Origin of the sequence: Enterobacter sp. AN-K1 (genome assembly GCF_020971765.1) — a bacterium.
Lineage (GTDB): Bacteria > Pseudomonadota > Gammaproteobacteria > Enterobacterales > Enterobacteriaceae > Enterobacter > Enterobacter hormaechei_C.
The window spans coordinates 440,985-457,375 of sequence record NZ_CP087390.1 but is presented as its reverse complement, the minus strand read 5'-3'; the positions used below and the strand labels follow the sequence as shown (position 1 = coordinate 457,375).

General features: G+C 55.1%; 13 protein-coding genes and 1 tRNA gene. 3 read left to right on the top strand and 11 right to left on the bottom strand.

Annotation, left to right across the window (positions count from 1 at the left end):
- Positions 1-23: 23 nt before the first annotated feature.
- A complete protein-coding gene (locus LOC22_RS02295; RefSeq protein ID WP_139153124.1) occupies positions 24-1,199 on the top strand; it encodes a cytoplasmic protein in 1,176 nt (391 codons plus the stop codon).
- A gap of 105 nt (positions 1,200-1,304) precedes the next feature.
- Here the strand turns inward: LOC22_RS02295 and LOC22_RS02290 are convergent, their stop codons facing one another.
- The 9 genes from LOC22_RS02290 to LOC22_RS02250 all read right to left on the bottom strand — a co-directional run bounded on the left by LOC22_RS02290 (position 1,305) and on the right by LOC22_RS02250 (position 12,316).
- A complete protein-coding gene (locus tag LOC22_RS02290; RefSeq protein WP_230239319.1) occupies positions 1,305-2,831 on the bottom strand; it encodes an aryl-sulfate sulfotransferase in 1,527 nt (508 codons plus the stop codon).
- Positions 2,832-3,078: 247 nt separating this feature from the next.
- Positions 3,079-3,468, bottom strand: a complete 390-nt coding sequence (locus LOC22_RS02285) for a M15 family metallopeptidase (protein ID WP_017693120.1) — start codon at positions 3,466-3,468, stop codon at positions 3,079-3,081.
- Positions 3,455-3,781 (bottom strand): phage holin family protein, encoded by a 327-nt coding sequence (locus LOC22_RS02280; protein ID WP_017693121.1) that lies wholly within the window; start codon positions 3,779-3,781, stop codon positions 3,455-3,457. Before LOC22_RS02280 ends, LOC22_RS02285 begins: the two co-directional genes overlap by 14 nt.
- A 329-nt stretch (positions 3,782-4,110) precedes the next feature.
- A tRNA-Asn gene (locus LOC22_RS02275) sits at positions 4,111-4,186 on the bottom strand.
- A gap of 163 nt (positions 4,187-4,349) precedes the next feature.
- Positions 4,350-6,539: a TonB-dependent siderophore receptor gene (locus LOC22_RS02270; protein WP_230239318.1), complete on the bottom strand. Its 2,190-nt coding sequence runs from the start codon at positions 6,537-6,539 to the stop codon at positions 4,350-4,352.
- Positions 6,540-6,565: 26 nt separating this feature from the next.
- On the bottom strand, positions 6,566-7,891 hold the full coding sequence (locus LOC22_RS02265; protein WP_017383315.1) for a lysine N(6)-hydroxylase/L-ornithine N(5)-oxygenase family protein: 1,326 nt from the start codon (positions 7,889-7,891) through the stop codon (positions 6,566-6,568).
- Positions 7,888-9,630, bottom strand: coding sequence for an IucA/IucC family protein (gene iucC / locus LOC22_RS02260; RefSeq protein WP_163313612.1), 1,743 nt, complete (start codon positions 9,628-9,630; stop codon positions 7,888-7,890). The genes LOC22_RS02265 and iucC overlap by 4 nt, the downstream gene beginning before the upstream one ends.
- Positions 9,627-10,574, bottom strand: coding sequence for a GNAT family N-acetyltransferase (locus LOC22_RS02255; RefSeq protein ID WP_039270475.1), 948 nt, complete (start codon positions 10,572-10,574; stop codon positions 9,627-9,629). Before LOC22_RS02255 ends, iucC begins: the two co-directional genes overlap by 4 nt.
- Complete coding sequence (locus tag LOC22_RS02250; protein ID WP_230239317.1) at positions 10,574-12,316, bottom strand: IucA/IucC family protein; 1,743 nt, start codon at positions 12,314-12,316, stop codon at positions 10,574-10,576. Before LOC22_RS02250 ends, LOC22_RS02255 begins: the two co-directional genes overlap by 1 nt.
- Positions 12,317-12,454: 138 nt before the next feature.
- Here LOC22_RS02250 and LOC22_RS02245 point away from each other — a divergent pair, with 138 nt between their 5' ends.
- Complete coding sequence (locus LOC22_RS02245; protein WP_023294970.1) at positions 12,455-13,663, top strand: MFS transporter; 1,209 nt, start codon at positions 12,455-12,457, stop codon at positions 13,661-13,663.
- On the opposite strand, the gene mtfA is transcribed toward LOC22_RS02245, so the two are convergent.
- Positions 13,660-14,457, bottom strand: coding sequence for a DgsA anti-repressor MtfA (gene mtfA, locus LOC22_RS02240; RefSeq protein WP_003859539.1), 798 nt, complete (start codon positions 14,455-14,457; stop codon positions 13,660-13,662). The two genes, LOC22_RS02245 and mtfA, sit on opposite strands and share 4 nt — an antisense overlap.
- 266 nt (positions 14,458-14,723) lie before the next feature.
- Here mtfA and LOC22_RS02235 point away from each other — a divergent pair, with 266 nt between their 5' ends.
- Positions 14,724-15,626 (top strand): LysR family transcriptional regulator, encoded by a 903-nt coding sequence (locus LOC22_RS02235; protein WP_003859540.1) that lies wholly within the window; start codon positions 14,724-14,726, stop codon positions 15,624-15,626.
- Here the strand turns inward: LOC22_RS02235 and LOC22_RS02230 are convergent.
- The gene (locus LOC22_RS02230; protein WP_047063120.1) at positions 15,598-16,386 is read right to left on the bottom strand and encodes a substrate-binding domain-containing protein; all 789 of its coding nucleotides are present in this window, start codon (positions 16,384-16,386) and stop codon (positions 15,598-15,600) included. The genes LOC22_RS02235 and LOC22_RS02230 overlap by 29 nt on opposite strands.
- Positions 16,387-16,391: the final 5 nt, after the last annotated feature.

Genomic DNA, 16,391 nt, shown 5'->3' with positions numbered 1-16,391 from the left:
CCCATTCAAATCGTTGGTGATTAATATTGATTCTGTTTACGATTAATACCTGTAAATCGTTTGGTTGCCGTAATTTAGGGCTGCCAGTATCAGCATCTGAAGATTACAGTTGGCCAGACTACAGGCTGGGATATCCAGCATTGCACTGCCGGGCATGTGGGAGTTATCCCCCTCTGTTTAATGAACAACAATTTAATGAATGGCTTTTTTCTTGCTTAAGCGCCTATGCCTTAGAAAACGGTTATTTTTGCCCTGAATGTTATTGCCAGAAAACTATTTGTTATGGTTATAACCCACGGGGGACACAGCGCGTTCAGTGCCGCGCCTGCAAAAAAGTCTGGACACCCAAACAGCAAAAGCAAAGAAAAATAGTGTATCCAGAACGTATTGAAACTGTGTCACTGGTTGTACCGTTCCAGGGGAGAATTGCAGAACAGAAATTGTATGTCCTGATCAGTTTTGATGCCATCCGCGGTAATATTATTCATCTCTCCACTAATTTTACTGAGCATCAAAGTGGGGAAACATTACGTTATCACTGGAAGGGAAATATCGAGCCTGATTTGCATCACGCTGATATTGTAAAACGCGTTGATATGCGAGAGACACAGTTTCTGCGCCGGAGCCAGTTCGATGAAATACAGTATGGAAGCGCGGCTCTGAAATGTAACGCCAGAGGTTCGATTGTGCGCCCGGTGATAGCGGCTCACGGGCATTTTCGAATACTGAATCTCCTCTTTCCTGAGGTAAAGATGCATGTTATTTCACACGAATGCTTTCTTCGGGGAGCAGTCATTACCGCCTGGGCAAATTTGTTTCGCCTGGGGCAAGGTGAAATGTGGTTTATAGAAGAAGAAATCAACGATAATGATAGTGATATACCCTGGAATTTTCAGAGAACGTCACAGCATGGCTGGTGGCAAAGTCAGTGGCAGCTTTGGGAGCAGGGAAGAAACCGTAAGATGGTTTGCCCATTAACCGGTGGTGATAGCAATAACGCTAAAATGGTCTCTTTAACGGCCAGCAGGTGCTTTATCAACTGGCTATATAAACAAACGCATTTTAGTCGCAGCGCGCAACTATCCGCAGGGCGGGTGACGCAAATACTACTTTCCCTGGCGCAAGACTATAACGATAAATTTACATTAGCGCCTTCAGGTATGAATAATGGCTCAATCTTTTCGGCGATGAAGTCATGACCTGTGCGCTTCGTATATAGCATCAAGGGGTCATGGCTCGACATGACCCCCTATTAACATATGCAGTGATCAATTGCATATGTTCCAGATTGTTACATCATTTGATTAATTTGCATAAATAGATGCCGCAGTGATGACGTCAGTAAGCTCCGTTTCATTAAATAATCTTGCACGGTAGGCCTCCCCAGGGTATTGAGGAGCGCCATCAGATAAAGAAATCACATCATAGATAGAGGCAACCATATTACCGTCTACGTCACTGATAAAGAATGAGCGCGCATGGCAGGTAAAAATAGTGAAATAATCACCATGATCAAACACGCCTCCCATAAAGTCGGTCCATTGGAGGATAGGCGTCGTTGGGAGTTCAACAGGCGCATGAATCTCAACAGCGGTGCCTGCTGCTAAGTCGACCGCATAGAACAGAATGCGGGCTGGATCTGTTTGATAGGGGTCCGACGTCGCTGCGTCATTTATCGGACGAATAACGGGGTTGCCATTTTCATCTACGCAAGATCGGTTATCGAACACTGATAAGACAAATTTTCCTGCGGTAGGATCGATACTGGCAGAAAAAGCACTATTATTCGTAATGCACACCGTATGGGCACCATTTTCAAAATGAGTAATACCCGAATTATCAATATGAATAGTCGCTTGTTTTGCCGGGAACTGAGGGTTGAAATTACCTGTGTCGATTGCCCACAAGATACTGCCATCAACGATAGAGATACCAAAAGTTGTACTCGTTGTGCGAGAATGGACAATAATGGCTTCTTCGTTATTTGGGCTGCTTGCAATCCATGTAAGAGAGTTAAAATGGACATCATTAGGCGTATTGTTATTCAGAATTTGAGAACCACTATATTCGCTGGTATAGTTTTTCGCCCAAATCATTTTCCCTGTCTGATCGTTAAATTTCAGAACCAGCGCATCTTGCGCCATCGTGTTGGTTAGTCGGTTAGGGCTATCGGTGCCAAACATATAAATGTCGCCCGCGGAGTCCGAGACTACATCATGAGTATTTGCATAGTGATTGCCATCAGCATCACGCATGTCGAATTCAAGGACGACATTGCCCATGATATCAATTTTGAAAAAGCGACGGCCGTACCACGCCATATCTTCGTCGCTGCCGGTATAGAGGTAGCCATTGTGGATCCGCAGCGGTTGGAGATGATAAACCGATAAGAAGTTAAAACGCAGGTCACCATTTTGGTCATAACCTCGGCCAGTGGATTCCATTAACCAACTGTTTCCCCATACAGAGGTAAATAGTGCAGGATCGGTTTGCTCAATATCGAGGTGGAAGATGACAGATGTATCATATTCCTGATCTTCTGTACTGATGATAAATGGCTGATTGAAAACTTCAGTACCCGTGTCATCCTTAAATACGACCTGCACACTGTTTGCATATTGCGCATAAAGACCAATAACAGGGATTTTAATGGTTTGCGTAACACCATAAATGAGATCCGATGTATAGGTAAAATCTACGCTGGTTGGACTGGTCGTCCTTTTTGTAACAGTGTAAGAATAACTTACCGGGGTATCTGAGGTAAAATAAAGGTATGCAGCGAGCTGGTTGTCGGCTGGTGCAAGTTCAGTTTTAATATAAGTAATTGTCATGATGGTATTCCTTTTATTTCATTCAATAAGATATATGGTTTTTTTGTCAACGCAATTAAGCATCGCCTGTATAAATAACGAGTAAATAAACGCCTGACGGATAATTTTGTGCTGTGATAATTAAAAGCGATTTTGTATTCTCATTCTCCTATTATAAACTTTATGTAAAAAGAACATGGTTAATCATCCGGAAAATAACGATGTGCTGCATTCTCTGCGGAAATATACATATCAAATGTGTTAGGTTCTATTCAGGATACATCTTTCGTGATAGCTGAAAATGAACGCCATCCTTTATTTCCGTCCAGTTGCCACCCCACTCAACATCAACAGATAGCTCCTTAGCGGCCTGAAAAACAGCCGTTGCAATTGTCTGATAATGTTTAAAATCCCATGAAACGGTACCGTTGATGACCGCGAATACATCGACGGCGTGCCCCGTTAAATGCCTGCTTTTAGACGTTAATGATTTTCCTAATGCTAATAGCTCAAGCTGTCGTTTTTGGTTTCTTACCCCTTCAGAAATACCGAAGTCAACAGGCGATAATTTCAATGCTTTTCTCATCACCTCCGAAAGATCTTTATGTACTCCTTTAAGATTCTTTTCAGTCTTTCTACTAAATTCATGATTTATCATTACTATCTCCAGAGATTTTCTTCCAGTAATAATTAAGAGCAACAACACCCATTGCACCTGATATACCGCTGACTGCAAGTGAAGTATGAAATACTGAACCAAGGCTTTGTGACATCAACCCAGCAAGTACACCGGTAAATCCTGATACAATAATTTGTGCTAACGCAGAAAATAAACTTCTTCCCGACTGGCCTGACTTAACGTCAAGGAGATATCTGACAAGTCCTCCCCACGCGCCAAATAATATTATGTAAAGCCAGCTAAAAAATGCATTTGATGATGGGTCTTTCCATGGCAAAGCAATTACCTCCATAGGGTATATAAGTAAAAAACTTTAACTCTTGATGAGATTATTTTTCCTGGTCTGTCGATTTGCTTTTGCTATGCGGTAAATAATAAACGTTGAGCAATCCCGTTTTGTGATGAATATCACACGGAATGTAATTAATAGTTTTTGCCGATCGATATTTGATGAATGATAGTTATGTGTTATTAATATTAATGATTCTATTTATTAGTGGAATATATAACAGGGACAGGTGAGGAGGTGGGGGTAAACACTAAAACGGCAACGGGCGCCGTCCTGCATTTCTCATGCGCTGAAAAGCAAAAAGCCTGCTTTAAAAGCAGGCTTTTCAAATTTGGCTCCTCTGACTGGACTCGAACCAGTGACATACGGATTAACAGTCCGCCGTTCTACCGACTGAACTACAGAGGAATCGTGTGAACGAGGCGCATATTATCGACCTGCGTGCGCCTTGTCAAAGGGGAAAACACCGTTTTTATTCGTTTGCCGAGAATTTCAGCAAACCGATGATTTAATAGCAAATTTGCTTTCAAATTGCACAGCAAAATGCGCCGCCCGCAGGCGGCGCGCAGGATCAGAACAGAACGGAGTAGTTCAGGCCAAACGTACGTCCACGGCCTTTATAAGTATAAAGACCCGGTGCGCCGTAGGTTGGGCTATACAGCCCCGGTGCGCGCTGGCCCCAGGCGGTGGTGTAGTCTTTGTCCAGCAGGTTTTCCACGCTGAAGCTGACTTTGCCCACCGGCAGGGCGTAGCTGCCCAGGAAATCAACGGTGTTATAGCCATCAATCTTCTTACCGTCGGCGTCAGACACGTCGAAGGTTTGTGTGCTCTGCACGCGCAGGGCCCAGTCGCCCGGCGCCCAGTTAACCCATGCGCTGGCTTTAGACGGGCTGGCGCTGTCGACCGTCAGCTTCTCCCATTTCCCGTTTTCACGCGTTTCGGACTTGATGGCGTTAAAGTTCGCCCCGGTGCTCCAGTCGCTGTCGGTGAAGAAATAGTCCACCTGGCCTTCAACCCCATAGATACGACGTTTATCGTCCTCCAGGTTGATGGTCATGTCGCTCTTGTTGATGGTGATGGTTTTATCCGAGAGCGAGTAGTAGGCCGCCACCTGGGTACGCAGGTTATCGCCGGTGAAGCGCCAGCCCAGCTCGTAAGCATTGACCTTAATACCGTCCAGCGTTGAGTCGTTCACGTTGACGCTGTTTTGCAGGCGATAGTGACCATCGACCAGCTGATAGGTGCCGGAGCCGTAGTACTTCGCCAGGTCCGGGATCTCGAAGCCCTGGGAGAAGTTAAACCACAGCTGCTGCTGTTCGGTAAGACGTCCAAGGATCCCAGCGTTAAACAGGAAGTTGTTGTAGTCGGTTTTCCCGCCCGGCACCGCGTCAGCGGAGGTCGCTTTGCCCGTGGCGATTGCCTGCTGCTGGGCGTAGCCGACAAAATCGTCCACCTTGTTTTCGGTGTACTGGTAACGCACGCCGCCGCTGAGGGTGATGGCGTCAATGTCATAGCTGGCTTGCAGGAACGGCGCGAGGTTGGTAATGCTGTAACCCGGATAACGGCCCACGTTGTAGGCATTGTCCAGCTCCATGCCGCCGCTCGCCGCCGCTTTGCTTAAGTCGAAGAACTGCTGGTTGGCATCGAACGTTTCGTGGTCGGCATCCACACCCCAGGTGAGGGTCAGGTCGTCTATCGGCTTGCTGTTCAGCGTCAGCTTGCCGCCGTAAAAATCGGTTTTCTGCTGGGAAGCGCCAATGCTGGTCACCGCGCCTTTGCTCAGCGTCGGGAACGGGTAGTAGGTCAGGCTCTCGTCACGGTAGTAAATCTGCGCAACCAGATCCTGGCCCCAGAAGTCGGTGTTCGAGTATTGCAGGTTGATCAGGTGACGCTCTGTGCCCGGGATACGGTCAGAGTTCAGGTTATCTTTGTTGTAGGCTTTGGCATCGCCCGTGACCGCAGCGAAATTCTCCCCAAGGAACAGGCCGTGCTTGCCGTCGGATTCGCTCTTGTAGTACTGCGTGGTTAACTGGAGCTGCTGATGATCGTCGATGTTGATGGTGCCTGTCCCCATCACGTCGATACGGTCGGAATACTGCAAGCCGGTCTGGGTGTTATCGATAATCACCTCGTTGCCGTTGCCGTCATACCAGCCGCCGTAGCGCTGATAGGAGACCGACAGACGGCCAGAGGCGTTGTCATTGCCGCCGCTCACGGCTGCCGATACGTTCTCATCATGGTCGTTATGGCTGTTAAACCCGCTTTTTGCCCCGGTCTGGAACTCCACTTCGGTCTCCGGCTGGCCTTTTTTGGTGACGATGTTCACCAGACCGCCGGTGCTGCCGCCGCCGTACAGCGAGGTGGCGCCAGAGATCACTTCGATGCGGTCAATGTTGAACGGATCGATAGAGTCGAGCTGGCGGCTGTCGCTGCGGGAAGAGTTCAGACGTACGCCGTCCACCATCACCATCATGGAGCGGCCGCGCAGGTTCATGCCGTAGTTGGTACGTCCCTGGCTGCTGACGTCCATGCCGGGGATCAGCTGGGCCAGCACGTCTTTAATCTCTTTCCCGCCCTGAACCTGCTGCTCAATTTCCGCCCGCTCAATAACCCAGGTGGTTTGCGCCATCTCTGCCACGCTGCGATGTGCCCGGCTGGCGGAGACCACAATATCTTCTTCCTTTTGTTCTTCCGCCCACGCAGAGGTAGAAAGCATGGCAAGCAAGCACGGATTTAAAACCCAAAGATGAGAACGTTTCATTGTTATGTTGATCCTGAATGTGTGTGTCAGTACTCGGTGGTCTTCATTAATGATTTAAAAACCTGGCTGCTCTCCGGGCTGGTGGTGCTCCGCCAGTGGATCACGCCGGGGGTGGTTGCCAGCTCAAACGGCTCGTCATCGTGAGCGCGATTCAAAATTCGCGCCGCGCGCCAGGCCATCAGGCTGAGCTGGGGTTCGGCAATACCGAGACGGTGCATCCCGGCATTGACGGCAAACAGGCGGTTGCTCTGCGGGCCGTCCCATTCAAGGGTGAAATCGTTGTTGATGCAGAAGGCTTCATTCTCATCCAGACGCAGTCGGGAAGAGAGCGGGGCGAGAAACGCGGGCTGCACGGCGCGGTAGCCGGTGGCGAAAATCACCACGTCGCTCTCCAGCTGTTCGCGCCCGCCGTCCAGGTGATGCTGGATGCTGAGGCGATGTCCGGTTTCCTGGCGCGTCAGCGCCGTCACCGAGCGGGACGGCATCAGATGCGCCCAGGGTTTTTCGCGCAGCACTTCGAAGCGGTGATACATGGCGCGATAGATGGCCAGCAGCGACTCCGTGGTGATCCCGTCGGAGGTCATCTTCTGCTCCTGCAACATCTGACGTCGGGCGTCGTCACCAAGGGTCGAGAAGCTGTCCACGTACTCCGGCGTGAAATACTCATTGGCAAACGCGGCTTCATCCAGCGCGTTGTAGTTGTTGCGGCGCGACACCCAGTTGAGGCTCAGCGGCTGCCCCCATTCCCCACGGAAGATATTTAAAAACAGATCCGCACCGCTCTGGCCGCCGCCGACGACGGTGACGCGCTTGCCCGCTAAATCCGGCGTGCGCAGCATCATTTCGCTGGCGTGGAAGCAGGTGTCGTCCTGCGCGGTGACGCAGTCTGGGAGATTGATCTGCTTCCCAATCCCCACGCAGACGTGGCGCGCCAGGAAGCGATCCCGCTGGGTCACGACCTCAAACAGGCCGTTTTGCTCATCAAAGCTGACCTGCTGTACCTGCTGGCTGAAGGCCAGGTTAGTGAGGTTATCCGCCGCCCAGCACAGGTAGTCGGCAAACTCCTCGCGCGACACGGTGCGCTGCTCGGTGGTGAGGAAACGGTAGAACTTTTTGCGCTGTACCAGATAGTTCAGAAAGCTGTGGCGGTTGGTAGGCTCCACGGCGCTGACCAGATCCTTCAGGAAGCTGGTCTGCATATGGCAGTCCGGCACCATCATCCCCGGGTGCCAGGAGAAGTGCGGCTTGCGTTCAAGAAACAGCGAGCTAAAACCGTCCAGCCCCTCTGCCAGCGCGGCAATACTGAGGTTGAACGGACCGATACCAATGCCGATGAAATCATAGGTTTTCATTGCGCTGACTCCCGGGAGACCAGAAAAAGAGGGTTATCAAGATCGCAGACGTAGTTCGGCAGCATGCGGCTGCCGCCGTCGTGTTCAGAGAAGGTCAGTTTGACCGGGTTGAGGATCACGCGAATAATCTGCGGCTTAAACAGGTCGAACTTCGCGAAGCGCGCCGTAAGATCCGGATGGGCGGCCATATAGCGACGTAACACCAGCGCCAGGATCTGATAGAAGCGGGTTTCGCTCACGCCGCATTGCAGGGTGAGGCGGGATATAAAGCGCAGTACCGTGACAAAGTTGCCGGTTTGCAGGTCGTGGATGATGTAATCCGCGCTGAGGCGCGCCGTCACCGCTTTTACCTGCTCCGGCAGGCTCTGCATCTGCGGGAAATCTTCATCCACCAGGCGCATGTCGCCCTGGAAATCCTTCAGCAAAATGCGCTGCGGAACGTAATCTTTCATCACCAGCGTGACGTTCTGGCCGTGGGCGATGAGCGCCACCCCGTAGCGACAGAGCAGGTGATAGAAGGGGATCACCGTCGCCTCAAACAGCTTTTCCAGCCATGCGTCAGCGGTTAACCCCGAGCGTTTGATCCACGCGTCAATCAGCGGGCGCCCCTGGTTATCGGTTTCCATCAGCGCCGCCATCAGCACCGCCTGTTCGCCATCCTGTAAATAGCAGGATGGGTTCTCGCGCCAGATCACCCCCAGCATCTCCTGATAGCGGTACGGCGCCTCAGGCAATGCGGCATAACCCGGATGCGACAGATATCCGGCTGCGGGTTCGCCAAGCACCTGCGCCCCGGAGTGAATCAGCGTGGCATCGCTGGCGAACTGCTGCTGTAGCCAGCGCGAGGCCAGCGGACCGGCGGCGATATACTTGCCCGGAATACCGCGATAGCAGGAGGTGTTGTAGATAGTCAGCGGCAGCTTGATGTCATACGGCGCGCAACGGCTGGCGTTGGTCAGCGTGCGCAGGGACTGCTGCGCCAGATACTCATCGCCGAACTCACCCAGCTCTACCATCTCACCGCGCGCGAGCTGCGCCAGGAAATGAATGGCAATTTTTTGCTGCCACTGCCACGGGTGCAGCGGCACCGGCAGCCAGCTGTCGTCCAGATCCAGCTCCTGCCAGCGGGCGTCGAACCGCTCGCGCTCGGCATCGTCCATGGCGCTGGAGAGCAGGGCGTTAATATCGCAATCGGCGTCGCTGCTCCAGACCAGACGCTCGCGCTGCACGGCGACCCAGTGCAGGCGGAAACGCCCGCGATATTCCGGCGCGTACAGGCGCAGGGCATCCAGCCCCCAGCCGCGGCGTCCCTTGTTGAAAATAAACTTCGGGTGACCGCGCATCAGGCACTGTAGTTCGTCCGGGTCGAGGTGGATCAGCGCATCGGCATCCAGCGTTTCACGCGCCTGCAACAGCTGCATGTCACCCCGCAGCGTGGCGTAGAGATCTTCCATGTGCTCCGCCGTTTGCGCGTCGCTCATCTCCAGCACGGTGGCCAGTTGCAGCAGCGCGTTTTCCGCTTCGACCGCCGCGCCGCTGGTGGTGGTCAGGGTATCAGGGTCAATATGCAGCCAGCCCCATATCCCACGCGTGGCGCGAAACTGCCAGCACGCGTTGCCCATACTGATGCGCCAGTTGTCCGCCGAAACCGGCTCGGCGCGCAGGGTGCGTTCATATTCCAGTTCGGCGAGGATCTTCGCCACCATCTCGCGGTTCACTTTCTGCCAGAGTGCGTTCACAGTTCCACCTCGTGGAAGAAGTGATGACGCTCGCTCATGATCAGACGGGAGCGTTTGTGCGGGAAGTCGAACTCTTTCACCGTGTCGAAACCGGCGGACGCCAGATGGCGGAACAGACGCTGGTTGTCGAAGCGCGGCTCGGCGACAATGCGCGTGGTGCGCGGTTCATCGAGATACAGATAGTGGCTCAGGCCGCGCAGCCAGCTGCGGATGTATTGCGCCCCGCGCCAGTTTTCTTCACCCACCAGCATGTGCAGCCCGCGGTCAAACGGCTGCCAGCGGTAGTGGCGGCCAATGCGGTCTTCTGCCGCCCAGTAGAGTTCAAAATAGCCGAACGGCTGATCGTCAAAGCAGCCGATCACCGGGTAACAATAAGTCGAGTCGAGCTGGCGACGCAGGTAGTTCTCCTGCTCGGCCTGCGGACCGGCCATCTCCCAGAAGGCATTTACGCGCGGGTTGTTCATCCAGCGGGTAAAACGCTCGCCGTCCAACGCCACGTCCGCCACGCGGAAGCTCAGGGTGCGCTTAATCTGCGGATCGTAACGGCGGTACACCTCGCTCTGCGGGCGGTGAGGGCGCAGCGGGAAGTACAGCTGACGGCTTTCGTCAAACTGCATTCCGCCGCTCGCCTGCGGACGTTCGCCTTTCAGCCACAGCGGCAGCTGCCAGAAGTTTTCACGCGCCAGATAATCCCCGTGAACGAGGCTAAACAGCGCCTGCGCCTGAGGTTCATCCTGCCAGGCTGCCCACGGCAGGGTAATGCCGGTCAGGGCGGGCGCGGCAACAAACAGCTGGTCGAGGGCGTCCACCAGCCAGCCGTCCGGGAGCCCGGTCAGCCGCTCAAGGACCGCGCTGCCGTCGAGACCCAGCGTCAGCGGCAGGTTTTGTTCCGTGACCGTGCAGCGAAAGCCGTAGCCGGAATGGACGATATTCGCGTTTGCCATCACGCCTTCTCCTTATAAAACGGGTTGCTAAAGTCGAAATAGATCACCGCCGGATCGACGATGGTGTTTTCGTTGCGATCGTGCAGGTAGCAGAAGAAGTTGCCTTTGCAGTTCCAGGTCGGGCTGTTGAGCACATAATCGAGGCAGCGGGTCTGCTTCGCCGTGGTGCGCAGTTCGGCCAGCGCGTCACGCACGCGGGACATCAGGTTCTCTTCGCTGTCGAAACCGGCAGCGGCGAGCGCGGCGGTGACGGCAAGGGTAGAGTTCAGCAGCAGGTAATAAGGGAAGTAGCGCAGCAGCTGGCTCTCACCGAAGCGGTTTTCCACTTCGGTTTCACCTGCCTCTTTCAGCCACGCGTCGGCCCCTTCGGTCCAGGCGCTGCCCTGGCAGTCGCGGTAGATCAGCCCAACGGGGAAATCCTGCTGCATCTCAACGAGGATATTTTGCTGGTGCGCCAGCAGGACCAGACCGTAGTCCGCCTCGGCGCTGAACAGCGGAAGCAATACCCGGTCGCAGTAAGCGTCCAGCCAGCAGCGCGCGGCCTGGGCGAGCGGGAGATCCAGACGCTGGCTCAGACGACGCACCGCCGCGGCGAGCAGGCTGTCGCCGCCGTCCGGCGCGGCCTGGGTCAGGCTCACCAGCACGTTGGTTTGCGTTTCAGGGGTATCGAACAGCAGGTTGACGCGCAGGGCCATCAGGCTCTCTTCCTGAACGACGCCGTGCTCATCGCGCAGCCCCGCCCAGCCGTCCTCCTGCATCACGCGCATGGTCGGGTAGCGCGCCTGAAGTTCCTGCCAGCGTGCCGTTTTCGCCAGCCGTGCCAGGCGCATGCCGCGCTTAACCTCTTTCACCGACAGCGTGCGCACGGAGTTGGTCAGGCGCACGCTCAGGGAAAACTTAATCATGTCGCTGTTGGTTTCACTGTACAGCGAGCGGGAAGAGCTGGTGGGCAGCCATTGCGCACCGGCTTCGCCCAGATCGCGCAGGGCGCTTTTTTCTACCAGACGCTGGCACCAGTCCTGCTCCAGCAGATAGTCGGCCTGCCACGGGTGCATCGGCAGCAGCCAGCAGGTGTCGGTGAAATGACCGAGAAGGGCCGGCGCGCTCTGCGCTGCAAAGCGCAGCAGACGTTCCCGCAGGGAGACATTCAGGCTGTCGCCGGTAATCAGCTCATGCTCAACCGCAAACCAGCGCAGCGGGAAGCGGGAGGCGAAATCCGGCAGATAGCGACGCGCCTCGGCCTCGTTGAACGGCTCGTGCGACTTTGGGGCAGGATGAAAAGCATGGCCGACCAGCAGCGCCTGTTCCGCTTCGGCAAACGTCAGCGGCTTATCGCGCAGGTTTGCCCAGTTGTGGCGTAAATCAATGGCCTGCCAGGTGTGCGTATGGCTTTCCAGGACGCGCTGCTTAAAGCGAGCCAGCGTATCGGCATCCAGATCGCCTTTTATCGTCTCTTTTTGAAGAATGAAATCAATCAGTTGATGAAATGTGACCGTGTCACCGCCGTCGCTGTCGGCCTGAATCAGCGTTGCCGGAAAACGATACTGGTGATGCTGCGTGGGGGAGAAATAGCGTACCGGAACCCGAATGGCCTGGGTTGGGGAGAGCGGGATATGAATCTGTGATAACTCATCCGCACGGGTTGCGGGAAGATAATGCCAGTCCTTCGTTTCGCGCAGCAGCGCGTTCAAAAAACACTGGGCCGCAACATCTGTACCGGCGGAGCGGGGCAGAGTACGCATAGTTGTACCTCATTCCATGACTGATAATAATTCTCGTTATGATATTCATTCTGTTTACAGTGGCAACTATTTTTGCAATATTTGTTTTCATAAACTTCATAATTTCCACACATTTATTGACATTATCTTCACAATTTTATGCGCACCCGTACTGAGAATCTCACTGACGTTGTGACCCCTAAAGCTAACTGGCCCCTGGCACTGGGCGCCGGTTTATTAGGTATTGGGCAAAACGGTTTGCTGGTTATGCTGCCGCAGCTGGTCTCCCTGACCGGACTGTCGCTCTCCGTCTGGGCCGGGCTGCTGATGTTCGGCTCGATGCTCTTTTTACCCGCATCGCCCTGGTGGGGACGCCAGAGCGAGCGGCACGGCTGTAAGATCGTTATGCTGGCCTCGCTGGGAGGCTATCTGGCGAGCTTTGTCGTGATGGCGCTGGTGGTCTGGGCGATGGCGAACGGCGCGCTGAATGCTCTCTGGGGAATGGCAGGCCTGGTGCTGTCGCGCATGCTGTACGGCCTGACGGTATCAGGGCTGGTGCCTGCGGCCCAGACGTGGGCCATTCAACGCGCGGGGCTGGATAAAAGGATGGCGGCGCTGGCGACGATAAGCTCTGGCCTTAGCTGCGGGCGTCTGCTGGGACCGCCCCTGGCCGCGCTGATGCTCAGCGTCAGCCCGGTCGCACCGCTCTGGCTGATGGCGGTGGCGCCGTTTATCGCGCTGCTGCTGGTGCTGCGCGAAGCCGCCGATCCCCCGCTGCCGCCGGTGGCGCACCAGTCGACGCGGTTACAGGCCTCCATGCTGCCTTTCCTGGTGCTGGCACTGCTGCTGGCGGCGCTGGTCAGCCTGATGCAGCTTGGTTTATCGCCGCATCTTCACCCGTTATTTAATGGCGATGCCGTGCAAATCAGCCATCATGTCGCGCTGCTGCTGAGTCTGGCCGCGCTGGCGACCCTGGCGGCGCAGTTTCTGGTGGTACGCCCGCAGCATTTTACCCCGAGAGTTTTACTCTTAATTGCCGCGGTCTTGATGGTGGCGGGTCTTGGGCTGATGTGTCTCGCCAGTTTAGCCCTGTTCTACGTGGGAATTGTCATCACTTCGCTGGGGGCCGCCATGGCAACGCCGGGATACCAGCTTTTGCTCAACGATCGGCTGACGACGGGCAAAGGCGCAGGGGTGATCGCCACCAGCCATACGCTGGGGTACGGGGCCAGCGCGCTGCTGGTACCCGTGGTGACGCGCTTTTACGGTGAGCAGTTTTTGATTACTGCCGCATGGGGAATGGCGCTGCTGTTTCTCGCGGTGAGCGTGTGGGTACGATCGACCGATCGTACCTCTGCTGAACATTAGTGGAACGGATGAGAGGATGTGCTGGCTGCGTCCTCACTTTGCCGCAGACGCTGAAGCGGATCCTGCTGATAAAACTGGCAAAAACGCTGCCACAGCGCCGGGAAGCGCGGAGCGAAAAGCTCAGGTGCGCTAAAGAAATACTCGGACAGTACCGCAAAACACTCGGCGGGATCGGTCGCGGCATAGGCATCAATGCTGGCCGCGCTTTCACCCACCAGGTCTATCTCATCCTGAATGTTTTCCATCGCCGCGTGCAGGTCGTGCTCCCATCCCGCGACTTCACGCAGCGGGATCAGCGGCACGCCGCTGGCGCGATCGCCGTTGCGGGTATCCAGCTTATGCGCCACTTCGTGAATGATCAGGTTGAAGCCCGAGGCATCGAACGAGTCCTGAATATCCAGCCAGTTGAGGATGATTGGCCCTTGCTGCCAGCTTTGCCCGGACTGCACCATACGCTGGTTGTGCACCAGCCCGATGTCATCCTCCCACTCATCATCGACGATAAACGGCGCCGGGTAGATCAGCACTTCGTGGAAGCCATCCAGCCATTCGATACCCAGCTCCAGCACCGGCAAGCAGAAGAGCAGGGCGATGCGGGAATTTTTAAGCGGATCCAGTTCGAAGCCCTGTAGCGGTACCAGCCGTTTTTGCTGTAAAAAACGCTCGGCCAGCTGAATCAGCTTTGATTGCTCTTCAGGCAAGAGATTCGCCAGCACGGGGATCGCCAGAGCCTCATCCCAGGGCAGCGCCATATTTCGACCAGCGTCGTTCGTTTTCCAGGGCCACTTAATCATCGCTTTGCTCGTTACTCGCACGTGAACAAAATGGAAAGGTCAGGGGCTGTTAGCATGCCAACATACTCTGTTAAGCAGTATGACACTCCTCTTCGGCTGCATGCAGACTGGCAGCCTGTTTAAGAGGAATCCAGCCCGCATAAACTATCACTATGTGCCGTCAGGTTGATAGCGCTTTAGGGGTATCCCCTTCATTTTGTGAAGTATGTCGTGCGCGACTATGATAAATCTCTTCTTACCCTACTGTGCTTAAGGATCCCGTCAGTATGCCCGTCAATTTTGACCTCAACGATCTCTATGCCTTCCGCGCTTTACTGGAATATGGCAATTTCCGTCTTGCGGCGGAGTCTATCTGCCTTTCCCAGTCGGCGTTGAGTCGCAGAATTGAAAAGCTGGAGGCGGCACTGGGGACAAAACTGTTCGACAGAACCACCCGGCGCGTCACGCTGACCCTGTATGGACAGACCTTTGCCGACCGATGCGGACAGCTGCTTGCTGATGTGGAGTCCATGCTTTCGGATATCGATAAGGCCAGCGAGGAGCGTACGGGGCTAATCACCGTGGCGACGGTGCCGTCCGCCGCCTGTTACTTTATGCCGGATGTTATCCGCCGCTTTCAGTCCCGTTACCCCCGCGTGCGCATAAAACTGATCGACAGCAGCGCCGGAAATGTTATCGAGGCCGTCACCCGCGGACAGGCGGATTTTGGTATCTGCTTTGCCCGGAGTTTGCAGCCCGACATCGAGTTTGTCCCGCTGGTGGAGGATGTCTACGTGGCTGCCTGCCGGCGCGACAGCCCGCTTGCAAAAAGAAAAAGCCTGACGTGGCAGGCTTTTTATCAGCAGGATTATATCGGTCTGGATAAGACCTCCGGCAACCGCAATCTTCTCGACCAGCGGGTCGGGCATATTCGGCCTGAGCGCCCCAGCATCTGCGAAACGCGGCACGTGACGACCATGCTGGGGATGGTTGAAGCCGGGATCGGCATTGCGGCCGTTCCCGCCATGTCAATGCCCCGCGCAGAGCATTCGCTGCTGACGTCGGTACCTTTAACCGAGCCTGAGGTCAGGCGAACCGTGGGGCTGATCCGCCGCCGCGGGCGGATCCAGTCCTATATTGCTGCCGAACTCGAAACGCTGATTACCGAGCAGTATCGCGAGGTGCACTGACGGGCGTTAAGCCCGTTGCCGTAATGACGCTGGCGGCCTGTGGCGAAGAGAGAAAGGCCAGCAGCGCTTTTCCCTGTTCGGGATGGTCAGCCTTCTGCGTTACGGCTCCGGCGAAACGGGTAATGTACTGCATGTCGTCAGGCAACTTACCGACAAACGTCACCCCCGGGACCGGCAGAAGCTCGCTCACCTGCTGAAAGCCGAGATCGTATTTCCCTTTTGCCACTTCAGACGCCACCGGGATGCGCTCAACCCGGTGCGCTTTATCGTGGACCTGGCCGTCGATGCCCAGCTTACGGAACAGCTGGCTCTCTACATACCGGCCGCTGGCGCTGTCGGAATAAGCTATGGAATGCGCCTTCAGCAGCGTTTGCCGCAGGGCAGGCACCGTACTGATATCCGGCACCGGCGCGCCCGCTTTGACAACCATCCCGACGGGCGAATCCGCCAGCTCCACGCGAGAGCCCGCCGCCGTCCTGCGATCCTGTTCCAGTTTCGCCAGCGCATCGCCCACCATAATCACCACGTCCGCTTTTTCGCCCCGGGCGAGCCGGGCCGGAATGGCCTGCGGCGTTTTGCCCATCGACGGGCCGGAGATCACAATGAGCCTGTCACCGCTTTGCGCTTCGTACTGCGGCGTCAGCTTCTCCAGCGCCGCTTTGAAGCCGCCAGAAATCATCACCGTCACATCCTGCGCAAGCGCGCCCGCGCTGAGGGTGGCGAAGGTCAGGGCGGCAATCACCGTTCTGAATGTAAGCATGAGGG

What these genes read in the sequence shown, in the direction of transcription:
- LOC22_RS02290 (WP_230239319.1), bottom strand. Translation starts at nt 2,831, where the DNA reads ATGACAATTACTTATATTAAAACTGAACTTGCACCAGCCGACAACCAG.
- LOC22_RS02285 (WP_017693120.1), bottom strand. Translation starts at nt 3,468, where the DNA reads ATGATAAATCATGAATTTAGTAGAAAGACTGAAAAGAATCTTAAAGGA.
- LOC22_RS02280 (WP_017693121.1), bottom strand. Translation starts at nt 3,781, where the DNA reads ATGGAGGTAATTGCTTTGCCATGGAAAGACCCATCATCAAATGCATTT.
- LOC22_RS02270 (WP_230239318.1), bottom strand. Translation starts at nt 6,539, where the DNA reads ATGAAACGTTCTCATCTTTGGGTTTTAAATCCGTGCTTGCTTGCCATG.
- LOC22_RS02265 (WP_017383315.1), bottom strand. Translation starts at nt 7,891, where the DNA reads ATGAAAACCTATGATTTCATCGGCATTGGTATCGGTCCGTTCAACCTC.
- LOC22_RS02255 (WP_039270475.1), bottom strand. Translation starts at nt 10,574, where the DNA reads ATGGCAAACGCGAATATCGTCCATTCCGGCTACGGCTTTCGCTGCACG.
- LOC22_RS02250 (WP_230239317.1), bottom strand. Translation starts at nt 12,316, where the DNA reads ATGCGTACTCTGCCCCGCTCCGCCGGTACAGATGTTGCGGCCCAGTGT.
- LOC22_RS02245 (WP_023294970.1), top strand. Translation starts at nt 12,455, where the DNA reads ATGCGCACCCGTACTGAGAATCTCACTGACGTTGTGACCCCTAAAGCT.
- mtfA (WP_003859539.1), bottom strand. Translation starts at nt 14,457, where the DNA reads ATGATTAAGTGGCCCTGGAAAACGAACGACGCTGGTCGAAATATGGCG.
- LOC22_RS02235 (WP_003859540.1), top strand. Translation starts at nt 14,724, where the DNA reads ATGCCCGTCAATTTTGACCTCAACGATCTCTATGCCTTCCGCGCTTTA.
- LOC22_RS02230 (WP_047063120.1), bottom strand. Translation starts at nt 16,386, where the DNA reads ATGCTTACATTCAGAACGGTGATTGCCGCCCTGACCTTCGCCACCCTC.